The sequence below is a fragment of the Rhodococcus maanshanensis NBRC 100610 genome, assembly GCF_001894865.1.
In the GTDB taxonomy this organism is placed as follows: Bacteria; Actinomycetota; Actinomycetes; order Mycobacteriales; family Mycobacteriaceae; genus Rhodococcus_G; species Rhodococcus_G maanshanensis.
In genome coordinates this window covers 100036-117376 of record NZ_BCXA01000021.1, presented here as the reverse complement: position 1 = coordinate 117376, position 17341 = coordinate 100036, and the positions used below count along the sequence as shown (strand labels likewise).

General features: G+C 68.5%; 19 protein-coding genes, 3 tRNA genes and 1 pseudogene. 12 read left to right on the top strand and 11 right to left on the bottom strand.

Translation table 11 applies throughout. The annotated features are described in order from the left end of the window. Nucleotides 1–207 precede the first annotated feature (207 nt). The 4 genes from RM1_RS11855 (at nucleotide 208) to RM1_RS11840 (ending at nucleotide 1304) form a co-directional block, all read left to right on the top strand. On the top strand, nucleotides 208–903 hold the full coding sequence (locus tag RM1_RS11855; protein WP_072751531.1) for a ScbR family autoregulator-binding transcription factor: 696 nt from the start codon (nucleotides 208–210) through the stop codon (nucleotides 901–903). A gap of 79 nt (nucleotides 904–982) precedes the next feature. Next, nucleotides 983–1055, top strand: a tRNA-Glu gene (locus RM1_RS11850). A gap of 48 nt (nucleotides 1056–1103) precedes the next feature. Continuing rightward, nucleotides 1104–1177: transfer RNA gene (locus RM1_RS11845), tRNA-Asp, on the top strand. Between the two features lie 50 nt (nucleotides 1178–1227). Then, nucleotides 1228–1304, top strand: a tRNA-Phe gene (locus tag RM1_RS11840). A gap of 69 nt (nucleotides 1305–1373) precedes the next feature. Here RM1_RS11840 and RM1_RS11835 read toward each other — a convergent pair. Both RM1_RS11835 and RM1_RS11830 read right to left on the bottom strand, forming a co-directional pair. After that, nucleotides 1374–2024 (bottom strand): response regulator transcription factor, encoded by a 651-nt coding sequence (locus RM1_RS11835; protein ID WP_072751554.1) that lies wholly within the window; start codon nucleotides 2022–2024, stop codon nucleotides 1374–1376. A 17-nt stretch (nucleotides 2025–2041) separates the two neighbouring features. Beyond that, on the bottom strand, nucleotides 2042–3247 hold the full coding sequence (locus tag RM1_RS11830) for a sensor histidine kinase (protein WP_245816246.1): 1206 nt from the start codon (nucleotides 3245–3247) through the stop codon (nucleotides 2042–2044). 157 nt (nucleotides 3248–3404) lie between these two features. Here RM1_RS11830 and RM1_RS26540 point away from each other — a divergent pair, with 157 nt between their 5' ends. Further along, a complete protein-coding gene (locus tag RM1_RS26540; protein ID WP_174562945.1) occupies nucleotides 3405–3854 on the top strand; it encodes a hypothetical protein in 450 nt (149 codons plus the stop codon). Here RM1_RS26540 and RM1_RS11820 read toward each other — a convergent pair. Together RM1_RS11820 and RM1_RS11815 are read right to left on the bottom strand one after the other, a co-directional pair. Then, nucleotides 3841–4527 carry an MspA family porin gene (locus RM1_RS11820; RefSeq protein ID WP_072751529.1) on the bottom strand — a complete coding sequence of 229 codons (687 nt, stop codon included), beginning with the start codon at nucleotides 4525–4527 and terminating at the stop codon, nucleotides 3841–3843. The two genes, RM1_RS26540 and RM1_RS11820, sit on opposite strands and share 14 nt — an antisense overlap. Before the next feature lie 83 nt (nucleotides 4528–4610). Beyond that, entirely contained in the window at nucleotides 4611–5252 is a 642-nt protein-coding gene (locus RM1_RS11815; RefSeq protein ID WP_072751528.1) for an MspA family porin, read from the bottom strand. Between the two features lie 192 nt (nucleotides 5253–5444). Here RM1_RS11815 and aztD point away from each other — a divergent pair. Beyond that, nucleotides 5445–6688: pseudogene (gene aztD, locus RM1_RS11810) on the top strand (zinc metallochaperone AztD); the annotation flags it as partial. A gap of 30 nt (nucleotides 6689–6718) precedes the next feature. Here the strand turns inward: aztD and RM1_RS11800 are convergent. From RM1_RS11800 to RM1_RS11785, 4 genes are all read right to left on the bottom strand, one after another. Then, nucleotides 6719–7942 carry a globin domain-containing protein gene (locus tag RM1_RS11800; RefSeq protein WP_072751525.1) on the bottom strand — a complete coding sequence of 408 codons (1224 nt, stop codon included), beginning with the start codon at nucleotides 7940–7942 and terminating at the stop codon, nucleotides 6719–6721. Between the two features lie 97 nt (nucleotides 7943–8039). Next, entirely contained in the window at nucleotides 8040–8255 is a 216-nt protein-coding gene (locus tag RM1_RS11795; protein WP_072751524.1) for a hypothetical protein, read from the bottom strand. Nucleotides 8256–8370: 115 nt separating this feature from the next. Next, entirely contained in the window at nucleotides 8371–9291 is a 921-nt protein-coding gene (locus RM1_RS11790; RefSeq protein ID WP_072751523.1) for a pseudouridine synthase, read from the bottom strand. A 47-nt stretch (nucleotides 9292–9338) separates the two neighbouring features. Next, nucleotides 9339–10433, bottom strand: coding sequence for a Gfo/Idh/MocA family protein (locus RM1_RS11785; RefSeq protein WP_072751522.1), 1095 nt, complete (start codon nucleotides 10431–10433; stop codon nucleotides 9339–9341). A gap of 83 nt (nucleotides 10434–10516) precedes the next feature. Here RM1_RS11785 and RM1_RS11780 point away from each other — a divergent pair, with 83 nt between their 5' ends. Continuing rightward, entirely contained in the window at nucleotides 10517–11395 is an 879-nt protein-coding gene (locus RM1_RS11780; protein ID WP_072751521.1) for an oxidoreductase, read from the top strand. Nucleotides 11396–11403: 8 nt separating this feature from the next. Then, on the top strand, nucleotides 11404–11937 hold the full coding sequence (locus RM1_RS11775; RefSeq protein ID WP_072751520.1) for a VOC family protein: 534 nt from the start codon (nucleotides 11404–11406) through the stop codon (nucleotides 11935–11937). 18 nt (nucleotides 11938–11955) lie between these two features. Here RM1_RS11775 and RM1_RS11770 read toward each other — a convergent pair whose 3' ends face one another. Beyond that, on the bottom strand, nucleotides 11956–12384 hold the full coding sequence (locus RM1_RS11770) for an organic hydroperoxide resistance protein (protein ID WP_072751519.1): 429 nt from the start codon (nucleotides 12382–12384) through the stop codon (nucleotides 11956–11958). A gap of 43 nt (nucleotides 12385–12427) precedes the next feature. After that, the gene (locus RM1_RS11765; RefSeq protein WP_072751518.1) at nucleotides 12428–12868 is read right to left on the bottom strand and encodes a MarR family winged helix-turn-helix transcriptional regulator; all 441 of its coding nucleotides are present in this window, start codon (nucleotides 12866–12868) and stop codon (nucleotides 12428–12430) included. 240 nt (nucleotides 12869–13108) lie between these two features. Between RM1_RS11765 and RM1_RS11760 the strand changes: the two genes are divergently transcribed. The 3 genes from RM1_RS11760 (at nucleotide 13109) to RM1_RS11750 (ending at nucleotide 15402) form a co-directional block, all read left to right on the top strand. Further along, nucleotides 13109–13897 carry a putative protein N(5)-glutamine methyltransferase gene (locus tag RM1_RS11760; protein ID WP_072751517.1) on the top strand — a complete coding sequence of 263 codons (789 nt, stop codon included), beginning with the start codon at nucleotides 13109–13111 and terminating at the stop codon, nucleotides 13895–13897. 87 nt (nucleotides 13898–13984) lie between these two features. Then, on the top strand, nucleotides 13985–14389 hold the full coding sequence (locus RM1_RS11755; protein WP_072751516.1) for a DUF4259 domain-containing protein: 405 nt from the start codon (nucleotides 13985–13987) through the stop codon (nucleotides 14387–14389). Nucleotides 14390–14661: 272 nt separating this feature from the next. After that, a complete protein-coding gene (locus RM1_RS11750; protein WP_072751553.1) occupies nucleotides 14662–15402 on the top strand; it encodes an SDR family oxidoreductase in 741 nt (246 codons plus the stop codon). A 158-nt stretch (nucleotides 15403–15560) separates the two neighbouring features. Here RM1_RS11750 and RM1_RS11745 read toward each other — a convergent pair whose 3' ends face one another. Then, nucleotides 15561–16421, bottom strand: a complete 861-nt coding sequence (locus RM1_RS11745) for a haloalkane dehalogenase (RefSeq protein WP_072751515.1) — start codon at nucleotides 16419–16421, stop codon at nucleotides 15561–15563. 122 nt (nucleotides 16422–16543) lie between these two features. Here RM1_RS11745 and RM1_RS11740 point away from each other — a divergent pair, with 122 nt between their 5' ends. Then, a complete protein-coding gene (locus RM1_RS11740) occupies nucleotides 16544–17167 on the top strand; it encodes a TetR/AcrR family transcriptional regulator (protein WP_072751514.1) in 624 nt (207 codons plus the stop codon). Nucleotides 17168–17341: the final 174 nt, after the last annotated feature.

Here is a 17341-nt window from a genome sequence, read left to right as displayed (position 1 = left end):
TGCGCACCCCCTGCGCCGCACCCGAGCCAGCTGAATCGTACCACTCGGTGTGTTCTGCGGTCTGGATACCTTACCCGCAAGTAGGTGGAATCCGCATGAGGTTCCCCCGAAAAGGTCCAAATTGGGGATAAGGTGACAACGAGGTCGTCTGGTGGCCTGTCGGGGCACGGGATAGAGCTGCACGGTTTTCGGAGGCGACTGGCTCACATGGCACGTCAACAGGAACGCGCACGTAGGACGCGCGCGGCGATCGTGGAAGCCGCTGCGGTGGAGTTCGCCCGCAGGGGCTACGCCGCCGCGTCGGTGAACACGATCCTCGAGGGATCGCACGCCACCAAGGGCGCGATGTACTTCCATTTCGAGTCGAAGGAAGAGCTGGCCCGGGCCGTTCTCGCCTCGGCGCTCGAGCACTACACGCAGACCAACGATCGCTGGAAGGCCGTCGACGCCGATCCGTTCCAGGTGCTGCACTCGATCATCGTGGAGCTGGCGGAGCGGTTCGCCAACGACGTCATCGTCCAGGCGGAGTTCCGGCTGATCGTCGAGCCCGAGTTCTACGCCGAGGTGCGGTCCGGTGGTTCCCAGGTGTGGGGACAGACGGCGCACGAACTCGTGCAGCGCGCCCAGGCCGAGGGACAGCTCCGGCCTGGGGCCGACCCCGGCACGTTCACCCGCGTCCTCGGCGCGGCACTGGCCGGCCAGCGCTACATGCTCGACCTCACCACCGACAGCACGCCGCTGCGCGAACGATTCGAGGAAGCGCTGGCCGTCGTGCTCGAGGCGACGGCGTCGCAGGAGTGGCTCGAGGGCTGGCGTCGCACCGGCTGGCTGGACCTTCGCGCCGACACGGTGGCCGAAACCCCCGAAAATGGGCCAGAAACCGGCTCTGACCATACGATTTGAGTTTTTCCGAATCAGTGTCTTAAGCTATCCCAGCTCCCAACGGAAAGCCGTTGAGGGAATTGCCGGAGACATTCGGTGGGCCCCCTTCGTCTAGCGGCCTAGGACGCCGCCCTTTCAAGGCGGTAGCGCGGGTTCGAATCCCGTAGGGGGTACAGTACGACCGGTAAGATCGAGTGTTGTTGACACCAACACTTTTGCAAGGCCCTGTGGCGCAGTTGGTTAGCGCGCCGCCCTGTCACGGCGGAGGTCGCGGGTTCGAGTCCCGTCAGGGTCGCAAAGTGCCGTAAGGCACAGCGCGATAGGCATTCGGTTCGGGTGCCGCCCGGCCAGGTAGCTCAGTTGGTACGAGCGTCCGCCTGAAAAGCGGAAGGTCGCCGGTTCGATCCCGGCCCTGGCCACCACGAGTGGTTTGATGAGACTCCGGCTTCGAGTTCGACTCGAGGTCGGAGTTTTTTCGTTTGTCCGTCCGGTCACCGGCTCCCGGGGCTGACGACGCCGTTGTCGAAGGCGTACACGATCGCGGCGGCCCGGTCACGAAGCCCGAGCTTGAGGAAGATGTGACCTACGTGACTCTTCACGGTGACCCCGGAAATCCCTAGCTCCCGACCGATCTCGGCGTTGGTGTGTCCACGCCCGATGAGGGTCAGCACGTCGAGTTCGCGTGCGGTCAGCTCGTCGAGGGTGGAGGTGCCGTTGCCGGGGGTCGGTGCGGACGTGCGGTAGGTGGCGAGGACCCGCTCGGTGACCGCCGGGTCGAGGCACGCACCGCCCTCGGCGATGGTCCGAATGGCGCGGATGAGCTCCTCGGCGGGCGAATCCTTGAGGATGAAGCCTGCGGCACCCGCGCGCAACGCGCCGGAGAGCAGCTGGTCGTCATCGAAGGTCGTCAGCACCAGCACGGGCGGCGGGTGATCGGTCGATCGCAGCTGCCTCGTCGCCTCGATGCCGTCGACCTGCTTCATCCGCAGATCCATCACCACGACGTCGGGCGAGTGGAGCGCCACCGCGGCGGGCACCTCTGCGCCGTCGGCGCACTCACCCGCGATGACGAAGCCGTCCTTGCGTCGCAGGATGCGCCGCAGTCCCGAGCGCACCAGCTCCTGGTCGTCGACCAGGAGCACCTTGACGTCGGGCGCGGTCACGAGAGCCCGGGGATCCTGCGCGCGAGCGTGCAGTTGCGGATCGCGGTCCCGAGCGGGAACTCGGCGCGCACCGACCACCCGTGCGCGTCCGGTCCCGCGACCAGCGAGCCGCCGAGGAGCTCGGCGCGCTGCCGCATCCCCCTCAGTCCGGACCCGGCGCCGGGCTCGGGTCGCGGCACCCGGTGGGTGCCGTTGACGATCGACACGACGACCGCGTCCTCCGCCACCCGGAGCCGGACCTTCGCGGGCTCGCCTGGTGCGTGCTTGACGACGTTGGCCAGCGATTCCTGGGTGATCCGATACAGGCCGAGTCCGGTCGCCGCGGAAACGGCCTCCGGACTTCCGGACAGGTCGTACTTCACGTGCACGCCCGCACGGACGAAGTCTGCGACGAGTTCGGGGATGTCGGTGATGTCGGGCTCGGGCGCGACCCTGGCGGGCCCGCCGTCGAGCAGGCCGACGGTCTGGCGGATGTCGGCCATTGCCTGCCTGCCCAGACGCTCCGCGTCGGTGAGGGCGTCGATCGCCTCGTCGACATCACGATCCTCCTGGAGTGCCCGGCGGGCACCGGTCAGGTGCAGCAGGGTGATGCTCAGCGAATGCGCGATGACGTCGTGAACCTCGCGGGCGATGCGCCGCCGTTCGTCGCTCGCGGCCTGCTCGGCGCGGCGGGCCACGGCTTCACGCTCCCGTTGCAGCAGGCGCAGCTGAGTCTGGAGCATGAATCCCACCATCCACCCGAGCCCGACGCCGGTGAGGTACTGCGGGACCCCCTCGAGATTGCCGAAGGCGGCCGCGGCCACTATCGTCGCGCCGGCCGCGACGGCCACCGGGACGCTCACCCTCGGTGGGGTCGTCGCCGCGACCTGGGCGCCGGCGACGACGAGAATGAACGGCGCGATGTCGTTGGGCACGGGATCCAGTAGCAGCAGGGCCGTTCCGGCAAAGGTGGTGGCGATGAGGGTGACGGGCACCAGCCGGGGGTGGGGCAGCGGCAGGCCGAGCGTCAGCCACAGGCAGGCGCTCATCGCGATCAGCCCGCCGAGCAGCGCCCATCCGGGTGGGATGAGGGCTCCGCGCTGCGCGACCGCGACGATGGCGGCGGCGATCAGGCAGATATCGCCCGCGATCGGGATCGCGGGCGGGTAGTCGTAGGGCAGCACCGCGATGCGACGGTGTAGGTACTCCGTTACCACCTTCACCCCGCCAGCCTAAGGTCTGATCCGGCCGGTGGCATCGTGCCACGGGCGGCCCCGGTCTCCACCCACGGTAGGAGAAGAAGTCGCGACCCTGGCATGTCGAACCTGGCCCGACGGCTCCGTAGCGTCATCGGTACCGACAGATACGGAGGTGAGTTCAGTGTCCTGGAATGACTTTCATGCACGCGGGGCCGTGCTTCAGCTGGTCATGGAGCGGGCCCGGGTCGACCCGGGCGATCCCGGGCTGTTCGTCGACCTGCCCGATATGGAGAAGCTGTTCGGGGGACCCGACGGCGTCCTGCTCGCGCTCGAGCATCGATGGACCACCCACCTCGCGGCCAAACTCGACCAGGCGATCGAGGACGGTGCCCCGCCGAACACCGCATGGAACGAGCTGACCGCCGAACAGCCGGTGCTGCGGGCGGTGCTCGATCGGTACGCCGGCCGATCACGATCATTACGTGAGGCCCAGCAGGCCGAGCGGGGCATGATCGGCGCCCATTTCAACGCGCAGGTCCATGCGGACGACAGCGGCGGGCTCGGCCGCGACCGCCCGGAGTCCGGTGCCGCCGCGGCGTCGCCACCTGCGCGAGTGGTCAGCCGATGCTGAAGGGCTGACCCCAGAGGGTGACGGTGCCCTTGACGTTCTCGGTGTCGACGGTGACGTTGACGTAGGAGCGGGCCTGGGCGTAGCCGGCGCAGCCCTCGACGCCCATGGTGGAGTCGGCCCAGGTGACGCTGCCGGTGGCGCCCTCGAAGGAGTGCTCACCGGAGTGGGACTCGCCGCCGAAGTCGTCGGCTTCCTCGAGGTCGAGGACCGAGAAGCTGGCGGCCTCGCCGGGTCCGATGGAGATGTTGCCTGCGCTGTCGGCGGTCATCTTGGCGTCGCCGTCCTCGTTGGCCCAGGTGGTGCCGCCGCCGGCGTTGTGGCCGGTCTCGCCGCCGAGGGTGAGCTGGCAGGCCACGATGTAGCCGGGCTCGATGTCGCCGCCCTCGGCGCCGGAGCCGCCGGAGATCTCGACCTTCGCAGAGCCGGAGACCCACACGTTGCGGTGCAGCGGGGTCGCGCCCATGGAGCCGGAGATGTTGGCGGACTCGCCGGTCATGGTGACGGTGACGACGGTGCCGTCGGTGAGGGTCTTGGTGATGGTGCCGCCGGGCAGCGGGACGAGGGTGTCGGCGTTGGCCGCGCCGGCGGAGAAGAAGCCGAGGGTGATGGCGGCGGCGCTGCCGAGCGCGGCGGTCTTGAGCCCGCGACGCAGGCCGGTGCTGGAGACGTTCATGTTTCCCCTGTTCAGGGTCGGTCAGCTCGCGTCACCGCGAGCAAAAGGGATGGGCGAAAGGGAAGAGCGGAGAGGCGCGCGTGTCAGCCGATGCTGAACGGCTGGCCGTACAGGGTGGTCTTGGAGTAGTCGTTGCCGACGATCTCGACGACCGTGTAGGACCGGGCCTGGGCGTAACCGCCGCAGTTCTGGATCTCGATCTGGGTGTCCTGGTACTGCACGGCGTACTTGCCGTTCTTCTTGATGTCCTTGCCCGCCACCCCGACGAACTTGACCTGCCCCGCCGAGACCGGCACGGTCAGCGAACCGGAGATCGACGGGCCGTCCATGCTCACACCCATCCCGATGGACCCACCGAGGCCGGTGATGTCGACCTGGCAGCCCACGATGTACCCGGTGCTGATCCGCGAGACCCCGTGCGTGGACGAGTTGTTGGTGCCCTTGTCGTTGGTGGCACCGTTCCACGGACCCGCCTCACCCTCACCGGAGACGCCGGTGACATCGGCGGTGACCGTGCCCGAGACCCACGCGGTGCGGCCGGCACCGTTGGCGGCCAGCGACGGGGAGATCAGGACACTCTCGCCGGTACGCCCGACAACCGCACCCGGCCCGGCCTTCTGCCCGTCCGGCAGCGGCACAAACGTGTCGGCATGCGCCGCACCGGTCGACATCAGGCCGATCGCCACCACGGCAGCACCGACGCCGGCACTACGGAACTTGCTCATCGAATCCCCTTCATCGGCCGCGGCCAGGGGACGCGCGGCACCAACCCACATGGAAATGATTTCCAGAAACCTAGGGAGGGTGGTGGCTCGATGTCAAATGCGCTCCCGGGGAAAGGGTTTCGTGCGAATGAATGCGCACATGCGCATTATATACTTTGACAATCATTTGCAATAAGGCCGATGCTGGCCGACATGACCAAGACCTCAACTCCTCGTGTTCGCGTCGTGGCGGTATCCGCCGTCCTCGCGACCGCCGTGCTCGCCGGCTGCTCGTCCGGGATCGCCCCTCACGAGCAGGCCGCCGCGGCCGGAGAATCCGAAACCGCTGCGCCGGTGGAGGCTTCGGGTGCGACACCCCGCCTGGCGGTGTCCTATGACGGTGGCGTGCTGGTGCTCGACGCCCACAGTCTCGCGGTGGTCGGGCAGGTGCCCGTCGACGGCTTCATCCGGCTGAACCCCGCGGGAGACGGCAGGCACGTCCTCGTCACGTCCGGTGACGCCTTCGAGGTGCTCGACGCCGGGACCTGGTCCGAGCCGCATGGCGACCACTCGCATCACTACACCGCGCCCCCGGCGTTCACCGGCACCGAGTTCGCCGCGAACAAGCCCGGTCATGTGGTCCGGCACGCCGGTCGCACCGCCCTGTTCCACGACGGGTCCGGGCTGGTCGAGATGTTCGATCCGCAAGAGCTGGCGGACGGGAAACCGGTGGTGGACAGCCATACCACCGCCATGCCGCACCACGGGGTTGCGGTGGAACTGGAGAACGGCGGACTGATCACCACGCTCGGTGACGAGAAGGTCCGCGCCGGCATCGTCGTCCTCGACCGGGAGCGCCGGGAGGTCACCCGCAACGAACAGTGCCCCGGCGTGCACGGCGAGGCCACGGCCGCGAACGGGGTCGTCGTGTTCGGGTGCCAGGACGGGGTGCTCGTCTACCGGGACGGCGCGGTCACGAAGATCTCGAGCCCGGACGCCTACGGCCGGATCGGCAACCAGGCAGGCGCGGACAGCTCCGACGTGGTGCTGGTGACTACAAGACGGACCGCGACGCCGAACTCGAACGACCGCAGCGAGTGATGCTGGTCAACACGACGACCGCCGTGATGACGCCCGTCGACCTCGGCACCAGCTACACCTTCCGGTCCCTCGGCCGCGGCCCGCGCGGCGAGGCGCTGGTGTTGGGCACCGATGGCATCCTGCACGTGATCGACCAGAACACGGGGGCTGTCATCAACCGGATACCGGTGCTCGGTGCCTGGTCCGAGCCGGAGAAGTGGCAGTCGCCGCGGCCCGCCCTGTTCGTCGACGGCGGCACGGCCTACATCAGCGATCCGGCCGCGAGATCGATCCATGCGGTCGATCTCGCGGCCGGTGCCGTGGTCCGTTCGTCGGTGCTGCCGCAGTCGCCGATCGAGCTGACCGGCGTCGGCGGCCAGCGGTACCGCCTGCCGCCGCGCGGTCGGTCAGCCCGCCGCTACCCAGCTGTCCGGGCCGAACACCTCGTAGTGGATGTGCTCGGCCGGGACCTGGCGTTCCATCAGCGTCTCGCGGACGGAGAGCATGAACGGCAGCGGCCCGCACAGGTAGACCTGGGTGCCCGGCTCGATCCAGATGGCGGACAGGTCCGCCCTACCGAGGTGCGTGGTGTCGCCCGCGGCCCGTGTGCCCAGGTCCTCGTACCACTGGTGCATCATCGCGAACGGGATCCGCTGCACGAGCTCGGCCAGCTCCGCCCGGTGCGCGTGCTGGGCGGGGGAGCGGTCGGCGTGCAGCACGGAGACCGGGCGCGGGTCGCCGGTGGTGGCGAGGTGGTTGAGCATCCCGATCATCGGGGTGCAGCCGATCCCGGCGGACACCAGCAGCAGGGGAGCGTCGTCGTCCTCGAGGACCAGGTCGCCGAAGGGCAGCGACACGGATACCTCGTCGCCCTCGAAAAGGTTGCGGTACAGGTGGTTCGAGACCTCGCCTGCCGGCGCCGCTGAGCCGTCGGGCAGCGTCTGCGCCGGGACCGCCTTGACGCTGATCTGCCACTCGGACTCCGACGGTGCCCCGACCAGGCTGTACTGCCGGATCTGGCGGGCGCCGTCGGGCAGCCGGACGCCGACGGAGACGTACTGTCCCGGCCGGTACGCGGGCAGGGGTTCGCCGTCGACCGGCTCGAGGATGAAGGTGACGGTGTCCGCGGACTGGAGGACGCGTCGGCCCACCACCATCCGGCGCCAGACGTCGCCCGCCTCGACCCCGGACGCGGAGTAGAGGTCCGCCTCGAGTCCGATCAGGGTGTCGGCCATCAGCCAGTAGACCTCGTCCCAGGCGGCCGCGACCTCCGGGGTGACGGCATCGCCGAGGACCTCCACGATCGCCTGGAAGAGGTACTTGTGCACGATCACGTACTGGTCCGCGGTGATTCCGAGTGAGGCGTGCTTGTTCGCGATCCGCGACATGATCAGTTCCGTGCGCGGGGCGTCGGGGCTGACCTGCAGCGCGGCGAACGCGGCGATCGCGCCTGCGAGGGCCTTCTGCTGCTGGCCCTGCTTCTGGTTGCCCCGATTGAACAGATCGCGTTCGAGTTCGGGATGGGCGGCGAACATCTTCGGATAGAAGAGCGCGGTGATGTCCTCGATGGCAGCGCCCACGGCGGGGAGGGTCGCCTTGATGACTTCGGTGGATGCGGGGGAGAGGGTCATGACCCGACGGTATTTAACTTGCATCTGAGATGCCAGTATTGTGACGCACTCCACTACGATGCGTAGTAGGCCGCCTACCTGTGGGTTCGCCGGTATCTCAGGCCGCGTCCGGCAGATCCGTCAGGCAGGACGCGGCGTGTGCGGCCAGGAACAGGTCGGCGTCCTCGTCGTGGCCGGTGGTGGTCAGCAGCTCGGCGAGGGTGTGGGCCTGGCGGAGGTTCGCGGCCCGCGCGACGGCCTCGAGGAAGTCGCGATCCGTGAAGAGGTTCGCGGTGTCGTCCGCGCGCTGGAGGATCATGCAGAGGTCGGTCATCTCGGGCTCCGATCGGTGTGCGGATCCGTCGGGGTGTCCGGCGGTTCGGGTTCTTCCGATATACCGATGGTGGCGGAGATCTGTGAGCGCACGGTGTGCGCTCCTTGGCAATTCGCTAAGGGTTGGGTGGGCCGGTCCGCTCCCAGGCGGACAGGCGCCGCTCGCTGACGAAGCGTCTCGTCTCGCCTGTGTGCGGGTCGGCGAATTCGACCGAGCGGGCCAGGAGTTGCAGCGGGTTCGAATAGTCCTCCGGCGCAACGTCATACAGCAGTGGGTAGAAATTGTCGCCGACGATCGGGATGCCGAGTGAGTTCAGGTGAACCCGCAGTTGGTGCATCTTCCCGGTCCTCGGCAGCAGCCGATAGCGGGCCAGGTCGCCGCGGGCCTCGAGCAGCTCGATGCGGGTGTGGGCGTTCGGTTCTCCCGGTGCCTCGCTGCACTGGAGCATCCCGCGTTCCTTCACGATGCGGCTGTGCACGGTCCGCGGCAGCGTCAGTGCTTGGTCGAATCCGGCGATCGCCTCGTACTCCTTGGTCACCAGTCGCTGTTCGAACAGCAGTTGGTACGCGCGCCTGGCCTCCTGCCGGACCGTGAACACCAGCACGCCCGCGGTCACGCGGTCCAGGCGATGCGCGGGGGTGAGCTCGGGGAGATCCAGGTCGCGGCGCAGCCGGACCAGCGCCGACTCCACGATGTGCCTGCCCCGCGGAGTGCTGGCCAGAAAGTGTGGCTTGTCCACGACCAGCAGGTCCCGATCCCGGTGCAGGATCTCGATCTCGAACGGCACCCGGGTCTCGACCGGAGGGTCGCGGTAGAGGTACACGAACGAGCGGGGCGCGAACGCGGTCGAGGCGGTGACCGGGACCCCGTCCCCGCCCACCACCTCTGCCAGCGCGACCTTCTCCCGCAACCGAGCCGCATCGTCGGGGAACCGGGCGAGCAGATACTCCATCACCGTGCTCCATGGGCCGCGCTCGGGCAGCCTCAGCCGGGTGGGGTTGAGGCCGTCGCGAACGGGGAGTGGGGCAGCGGACACCCCTCGGAGGGTAGGCGGTCGCGCGGTGGCGGGCCAGGATCGGCCGGCTAGGGGGCCTCGACCAGGACGGACCGCCCCTCGCGTGCCGAGCGGCGAATCGCGTCCAGCACAGCCTGTCCCGCGACACCGTCGTGGAAGGTCGCCGCCGCGGGCTCGTTCGGGTCGGGGGCCTGCCCGAGGATGCGCCTGCGGAACGCGTCGGCGAGCCGGGCGTACGGGGCCCGATCCAGTCCGGTCGAGTGCATCCAGTCGTAGGTGGTCTGGAAGAGGTCGTGCGGCGGCGGCTGTGGGGCCGGGTTGGTCAGGTCGGCGGGCATCGGAACCTCGCGCTCGCCCGTCGCGTCGGCGTGAAATACCTTGTCGCCGTTGATCGACAGGGTGCCGAGCGTGCCTGCGATGCGGGTGGTCATCAGCAGCGACCCCCATGCGCCGACCGTGCTCTGCAGCACACCGTCGACGCCGCTGGTGGTGCGGAAGTGCACGGTGAAGGAGTCCTCCGCGCTCTGGCCGCGGTCGGCGACGACAGGGAGCCCGGCGCTGACCATCTCGAACTCGCCAAGGGTGCTGCGGATCTGGTCGATCATGTGGGTGCCCTGCGCGCCGAGCCAGCCGCCGCCACTGCTCGCGTCGGTCCACCAGCCGGGCGCCTCACTGCCCTCGGCGGCGAACAGTGGCAGGTGCATGAGGAAGGTGGCGAGGCGCGGGGCACCGATCGCGCCGCTGCGGATCTGCCGGGACAGCAGCGCCTGGGGGCTCGCGTACCGGAACTCGGTGCCGACCATGTGTACGACGCCGGACTTCTCGGCGGCGGCCAGCATCGCCCTTGCCTCGGTCAGGTCCGCCGCGAACGGCTTCTCGCACACCACGTGCAGGCCGCGCTCGGCGGCCTCGACGGCCAGTGCCGCATGGGTGTGCGGGGGTGTCGCGATGGTGACGGCGTCGATGTCCGCGACCGAGAGGGCCTCGTCGAGGGAGGTCGCGGCGTGCGGTATCCCCATGCGCTCGGCACGGTCCGCCGTGCGGGCCCGATCGCGGCCGACGAGCGCGCGTACCTCGAATCCGGCGTCCCGGAACGCCGGTACGTGGGTGATGCAGCCGAAGCCGGTGCCGATCACGGCCAGCCCAAGTGTCTTGTCCGTCATGCGTTGGCACGATAGTGCGTCGGTCTCCCGGTCGCCGGAACATTCTCGTGGAGCAGGGGCGGACGCGACAGTAGTCTGGCGGTATGGGGAAATGGACAGCTCGCGACATCGCGGACCAGACCGGCCGCACCTTCGTGGTGACCGGCGCCAACAGCGGGCTGGGCGAGGTCGCGGCGCGCGCCCTCGGAGCCGCGGGCGCCTCCGTGATCCTGGCCTGCCGCAACGTCGACAAGGGGGGTGCCGTCGCCGCCCAGATCGGCGAGAACGCGCAGGTGCGGCGCCTCGACCTGGCGGACCTGGCGTCGGTACGCGAGTTCGCCGCCGGCCTCGAGAAGGTCGACGTGTTGATCAACAACGCCGGTGTGATGGCCGTGCCGAAGGGCACCACCGCCGACGGGTTCGAGACGCAGTTCGGCACCAATCATCTGGGTCACTTCGCATTGACCGGGCTGCTGCTCGACCGGATCACAGACCGCGTCGTCACGATGTCGAGCCTCTTTCACCGGCTCGGCAGCATCGATCTCGACGACCCGAACTACCAGCGCCGCACCTACCGCCGCTGGCCGGCGTACGGACAGTCGAAGCTGGCCAACCTGATGTTCGCGTACGAGCTCGACCGCCGCCTGTCCCAGTCGGGATCGGGTGTCAAGTCCGTTGCCGCCCACCCCGGTTACGCGTCCACCGGCCTGCAGGGTCATACCCAGTCGATCTGGGACCGGCTGATGGTCGTCGGTGACCTGATGGCCCAGAGCGCGGAGATGGGCGCCCTGCCCGAGCTGTATGCCGCGACGGCCCCGGACGTGTCGGGTGGCACCTACTTCGGGCCCGACGGGCCCTTCGAACAGCGCGGCTACCCCAAGGTGGTCGGTTCCTCGACGAAGTCGCGCGACAAGACGGTGGCCCGGGCGTTGTGGGGCGAGTCCGAGCGTCTCACCGGCGTCACCTACTCATTCGAAAGCTGAGCACACACATGGCGATTCGCCGACTGAACCATGCCGTTCTGTTCGTGTCCGACCTCGAGCGCAGCCTGGCGTTCTACCAGGACGTACTCGGATTCCGCCCGCTGTCAGGGGGATTCCCGGGTGCGGCCTTCCTGCAGGCCGCGAACTCGGCCAACGATCACGACCTTGGCCTGTTCCAGAGTCCGAGCGGGCCGAACCGTGCCCGCCAGGGCGACGTCGGGCTCTACCATCTCGCCTGGGAGGTGGACACCCTCACCGACCTGGCGTCGATGCGCGAGAAGCTCATCGAGGCGGGGGCGCTGACCGGTGCGAGCAATCACGGGTCGACCAAGGCCCTGTACGCGCGGGACCCGGACGGCATCGAGTTCGAGGTGTGCTGGCTCGTTCCCGACGACCGGGTGGAGGAGGAGCTGGTGCCGGGCATGCCGCCGACGCGCCCCCTCGACATCGACGGCGAGATCGAGAGGTACGGGTCGGACACCCCGAGCGGTCCGCGCACCGATCCCGCCGTGTGGGAACGGATCTTCGCCCGCCGGTCCTGATCTCCTTGCCGGCGAGGACTATTCGTCGGCCTCCGCCACCACGAGGGTGACCTCGATGTTGCCGCGGGTGGCGTTCGAGTACGGGCAGACCTGGTGTGCCTTCGCCGTCAGGTCCTCGGCCTCGGCGCGAGCCAGGTGCGGCAGCGACACCTCGAGGGTGACCTCGAGCCCGAATCCGCCGCCGTCGAGCGAGCCGATGCCGACCCGGGCACCGACCGCCGAGTCGGCGACGTTCGCCTTGGCCTGGCGGGCTACCAGCTGCAGCGCGGAGTGGAAGCAGGCCGCGTAGCCGGCAGCGAACAGCTGCTCGGGGTTGGTGCCGTCGCCGGTGCCGCCCATCGCGGCCGGGATGGCGAGATCGAAGTCGAGCCTGCCGTCCGAGGAACGGGCGTGGCCGTTGCGTCCATCGCCGGTGGCAAGGGCTTCTGCGGTGTAGAGCGCCTTCATCTTTTTCTCCTTGGGGTGGGGTGGGGGAACGGGTTGGTTGGGGTCAGTTTCGGGTGCTGTCCTGCAATGCGTGGGTGACCCGGACCAGGGCCTCCCGGAGGGCTGCCAGCTCGGACTCGGACATTCCGGTGGAACCGGCGAGCCGGCGGGGGATGTCCTGTGCGCGGCCGCGCAGGGCCGCTCCGGTGGCGGTCAGGTGGATCTCCACACGGCGCTCGTCGGTGCTCAGGCGCCTGCGCTCGATGAGTCCAAGGCCTTCGAGCCGCTTGAGCAGGGGCGAGAGGGTGCCGGTGTCCAGGCCGAGCTCCGCGCAGATCTCGCGGACCCCGCGGCCGTCGCGTTCCCAGAGCGTCAGCATCACCAGGTACTGCGGGTAGGTGAGGCCGAGGTCCTCCAGGAGTGGGCGATACGCCGCGGTGGCGGCGCGCGAGGCCGAGTACAGGGCGAAGCACACCTGGCGGTCGAGGGCGAGTTCGTCGGTCACGAGACTGAAGGTAGTGCACAGTTAAGTTGTGCACAACCAAGTGTGACGCGGCTCAAGCGGCTCTCGGAATGTCGGTGGCCGCGCGGTCGTGACTCGGGTATCGTTCGCGTCCGCAGTAGTCGTCCGACCGAGGAGGTGAGACCGGTGTTCGTTGTGGCAACCCGGGTGCTCTCACCGTGTGCGGTCCGACCGGCGTAGGTGATCGCGAGAGCGCCCATCGGCATTCCGAAAGGCGTTCCCATGTCTGCAATCTCATCGCTGTGCCCGCAATCCCTCATCGTCGCCCGGCTGCGCGCCGCCGGCTGCGTCTTCGCGGAGGACGAGGCGCGCCTGCTCGCTGCCGCCGCCGCGACCCCCGACGAGCTCGCGGCCATGGTGGACCGCCGCGTCGCGGGCCTGCCCCTCGAACAGATCCTCGGCTGGGCCGAGTTCTGCGGGCTGCGGATCGCCGTGGACCCGGGGGTCTTCGTGCCCCGCAGGCGCACCGAGTTCCTCGCCCGTCAGGCGACCGCCGTCGCCAACAGTCGGGCGGTCGTCGTCGATCTCTGTTGCGGGTCCGGCGCGGTGGGCGTCGCGCTGACCGCGGCCAGGGGTGACATCGAACTGCACGCCGTCGACGTCGATCCGGCGGCCGTCCGATGCGCGCGCCGCAATGCCGCGGAGGCCCGGGTGTACGAGGGCAATCTCTACGAGCCGCTGCCCCGGTCCCTGCGCGGGCGGGTCGACGTCCTGGTGGCAAACGCGCCCTACGTGCCAACCGGCTCGATCGGGATGCTGCCACCGGAGGCCCGTGACCACGAGCCGATGGTGGCGCTCGACGGTGGTACCGACGGCGTCGACATCCAGCGCAGGGTCGCCGCCGAAGCCACCCGCTGGCTCGCGCCGGGCGGGCACCTGTTGATCGAGACGAGCGACCGGCAGGCGCCGTTGACACTCGACGCCTTCGTCCTCGGTGGACTGACACCCCGGGTCGCCCGCTCGGACGAGACCGGCGCCACCGTCGTGATCGGCACCAGGTGCCCCGACTGAGGGCGCGAGGGTTCGGTGCACCGTCGGTGCTCGATCGTAGGGTCGGCACGACGGGCGGAGCAGCCCGCGGATCAGGAGGAGTGAGGAATGGGGACTTGGGGTTCGGGACCGTTCGAGAACGACGGTGCGCTCGACCTGCTAGCCGCCCTTCGGGCCGGTGACTTCGACATCGACGACTTTTGTCGGCACGCCGACGAGGACTACGTCGAGTCGCACGACGCGGAGGCCGCCATCGCGCTTGCGGAGGTCGTCGCGGTGGCACACGGACTCCGGCCGTCACCGCCGCAGCTCGACGGCATCGATGCCGCAACGTATGTAGGGTCCTTGACCCCGGCGCAGCGTGCCTGGATCGTCACGACGCTCGAACGCGTGATCGCTGACAGCGACATATCGGAGCTGCACGAGTTGTGGGCCGAGAACGGCCCAGAGGATCTCGAGACGTGGCGGTCACCGATCCTGAGCAGGGTGGAGAGCCTCAGGGCGCTGAGCTGAGCGCGGACTCACTGGTCGCGACCGGCCGCGGCCCGGGCTCGGATCGCTGTGATCTGCATGGTCACCGGCCTACCCTGAAATGACCAAGCCAGACCTCGGCCGACGACAGCTTGCTGCCGTCGGGCGAGGTCGGCGGGCAGGCTGACACAGGTCACTCACGTTGGAAACGGCAACTCGACAGGAGGTGCTGCGACGGAATCGCCGCCCCTCCTGTCCTGACTGGAGGGGAATCTCGCTCACCCTGAAGGAATTCCCGAACGGAAGGAATGAGCATGAAGATCGTCGTCATCGGAGGCACCGGTCTGATCGGCTCGAAGCTCGTCGCACGGCTGAATGAGCAGGGCCATCAAGCGGTTCCGGCTGCCCCGAGCACGGGTGTGAACACGCTGACCGGTGAGGGAGTGAAGGAGGTGCTGCGGGACGCGAACGTTCTGATCGATGTCTCCAATTCGCCGTCGTTCGCCGACGACGATGTCATGACGTTCTTCCGGACCTCTACCGCGAATCTGCTCGACGCTGCCCGCGAGGCCGGCGTCGGTCACTATGTGGCGCTGTCGGTGGTGGGCACCGACCGGCTGCCGGAGTCCGGATACCTCCGGGCGAAGGTGGCGCAGGAGGAGCTGATCGAGGGTTCGGGCCTGCCGTACTCGCTCGTGCACGCCACCCAGTTCTTCGAATTCGCCGGGAGCATAGCGGATTCCGCGACCACCGACGGCAAGGTGCGGCTGCCCGGTGCCGGTGTGCAACCGATTGCCGCCGAAGAAGTGGCGGCCGCCGTCGGAGAAACCGCGGTGGGCGCCCCGCTGAACGGCGCCGTCGAGGTGGCGGGGCCGGAGGTGTTCGGCCTCGACCAGTGGATCCGCACCGTGCTGGCCGCACGACACGATCCGCGCGAGGTGATCACCGATCCGCAGGCGCGATATTTCGGGGCGGCGCCGGACCGCGAGCTGCTGCCCGGTGCGGGCGCGCGCCTCGCGCAGACGCGGTTGTCGGAGTGGCTGACCCGTCAGTGACCTGATCGAGGCGATCGGACCCGCGCCCAGTGGCTACAGCAGGCCCGCCACCTGGCCGCCGCCCTCGCCTCCGCCCCGGTGACAGCCGGCTGAGACCTCCGCGGTCCGCCACGCTCGTCACCTGGTTGTTTCGGGGAGCGTCCGGCCGCCACGAAGACTCACGGGAACCGATTCACGATGGCCGAGATGATCTCGCCTGGTGCCTGTTCCTGGATGAAATGCTGTGCACGGGGTAGCTCGACGACGTCGAGGTCGGCGAATGCGTCATGTATACGCGGGAGACACGCTTTCGGGCGGAACACCACATCCCGCATCCCCCATACTGCGAGAGTCGGCTTGTGCCCCAGTAGGGCGGGCACGTCTTGGGCGAGTTGGTCCAACAGCGGACGTGCGGCGCGAATTTCCTTGGGCATGACCGTGAGTCCACGTCGTGCTACCTCCGTGGGTTGCACCATGCGGTAGTGGTCTGCCTCTGCCTCGGTGAGTTTGCCGCCGAGTTCCCCGAGTAGGAAGCGCTCCACGAGGAGGTTCCGCTCGAGTATGCGCCGTTGCATGGGGCGACTGCCCAGAATCACGCTGAAAGCCCGATTCGCCAGTGGCTCGATCGGCCAGAACACCGTGTTGCCCAACACGATCCCTCTGACTCGATCCGCCCGCGCGGTTGCCGCGCCCAGTCCGATGGGTCCACCCCAGTCCTGCCCCATCAGGATGAGGTCGTCCAGTTGAAGATGGTCGATCAGTTCGCCGAGGACCGTCGTGTGTTCGGCGATCCTGTAGCCGAAATCGGCGGGCCGCTCCGACAATCCGAAGCCCAGGTAGTCGATGGCGATGCACCGGTACCGATCGCGCAGGCCCTTCACGATGTGGCGGTAGAGGAAGCTCCACGTCGGGGAGCCGTGGCAGAACAGAATCGGCGGCCCGGCCCCCTCGTCGATGTAGTGCACTCGACCGGCTGACGAGTCGAACCAGCGTGACTCGAACGGGTACAGGGTCTCGTCGGGAACGAAATCGATCAGCATCGGGCACCCTCCTCGTCTGACTACTTTCTCCACGTCGTGCGATAGGGACGGCAACCCGCGCACGGCTGGCGCTACATCTGTAGCGCCAGATGTTCAACACGCTACACCTGTAGCATCGGGTTGTGTCTACAGGAGCAGCCGGTGGCCATGAGCGCCGGGAACTGATCGCCAACAGCGCCATTCAAATCATTGCCCGCGATGGCCTTCGCGCGCTCACGCACCGAGGCGTCGACAAAGCGGCAGGGATTCCACAGGGGGCGACCTCGCACCACGCAAGAACCCGGCTTGCGCTACTCGAACTCATCGTCGACACGCTGGCCGAACGCGCGATAGCTGACGCCAAGCAAGCTGCGGACTCGCTGAACGCAACGTCCCGGAGTGAACGCCAACTGAGCATCGCTGAGCTTGCGGGTGTGATCACCGCACTCGTCGAGACGCTCGCGGACCGCCGCGACGACATGAGGGCCCGCTACGCACTCATTCTCGAACTCGATGACGTACCACTACTTCGAGGAAAGCTGACGACACAGTCCGAAGTCCACGCCATCACCCGAGAAGTGACAGCGACGTTGCTCGCCAGGGCAGGTCTGCCAGATTCCGACGAACGGGTCGAGGAGCTGATCTCCCTCACGGATTCCCTGGTGTTCCAGCGAACGATCATCCGAGAGACCATCTCTCCGGAATCCATCCTCACCGCCTACCTGCGCGGCGTCGCCCTTCCAGCGAGCCCCACCGTGGAGATGTGAGGACGTGACATCGGCCACCTCGGGCTTCCGGTACGGCTCCGCCGACCAGCAGATGGTCACCGGCATGGACACGCTCGCATCAAGGACGGCGTCGTCATCGAGCTCTACACCATCATCACCGGGATCCGTCCGACGTCCGGATCGTGATGGATTCGCAGCCTAGGTGGCCGACGG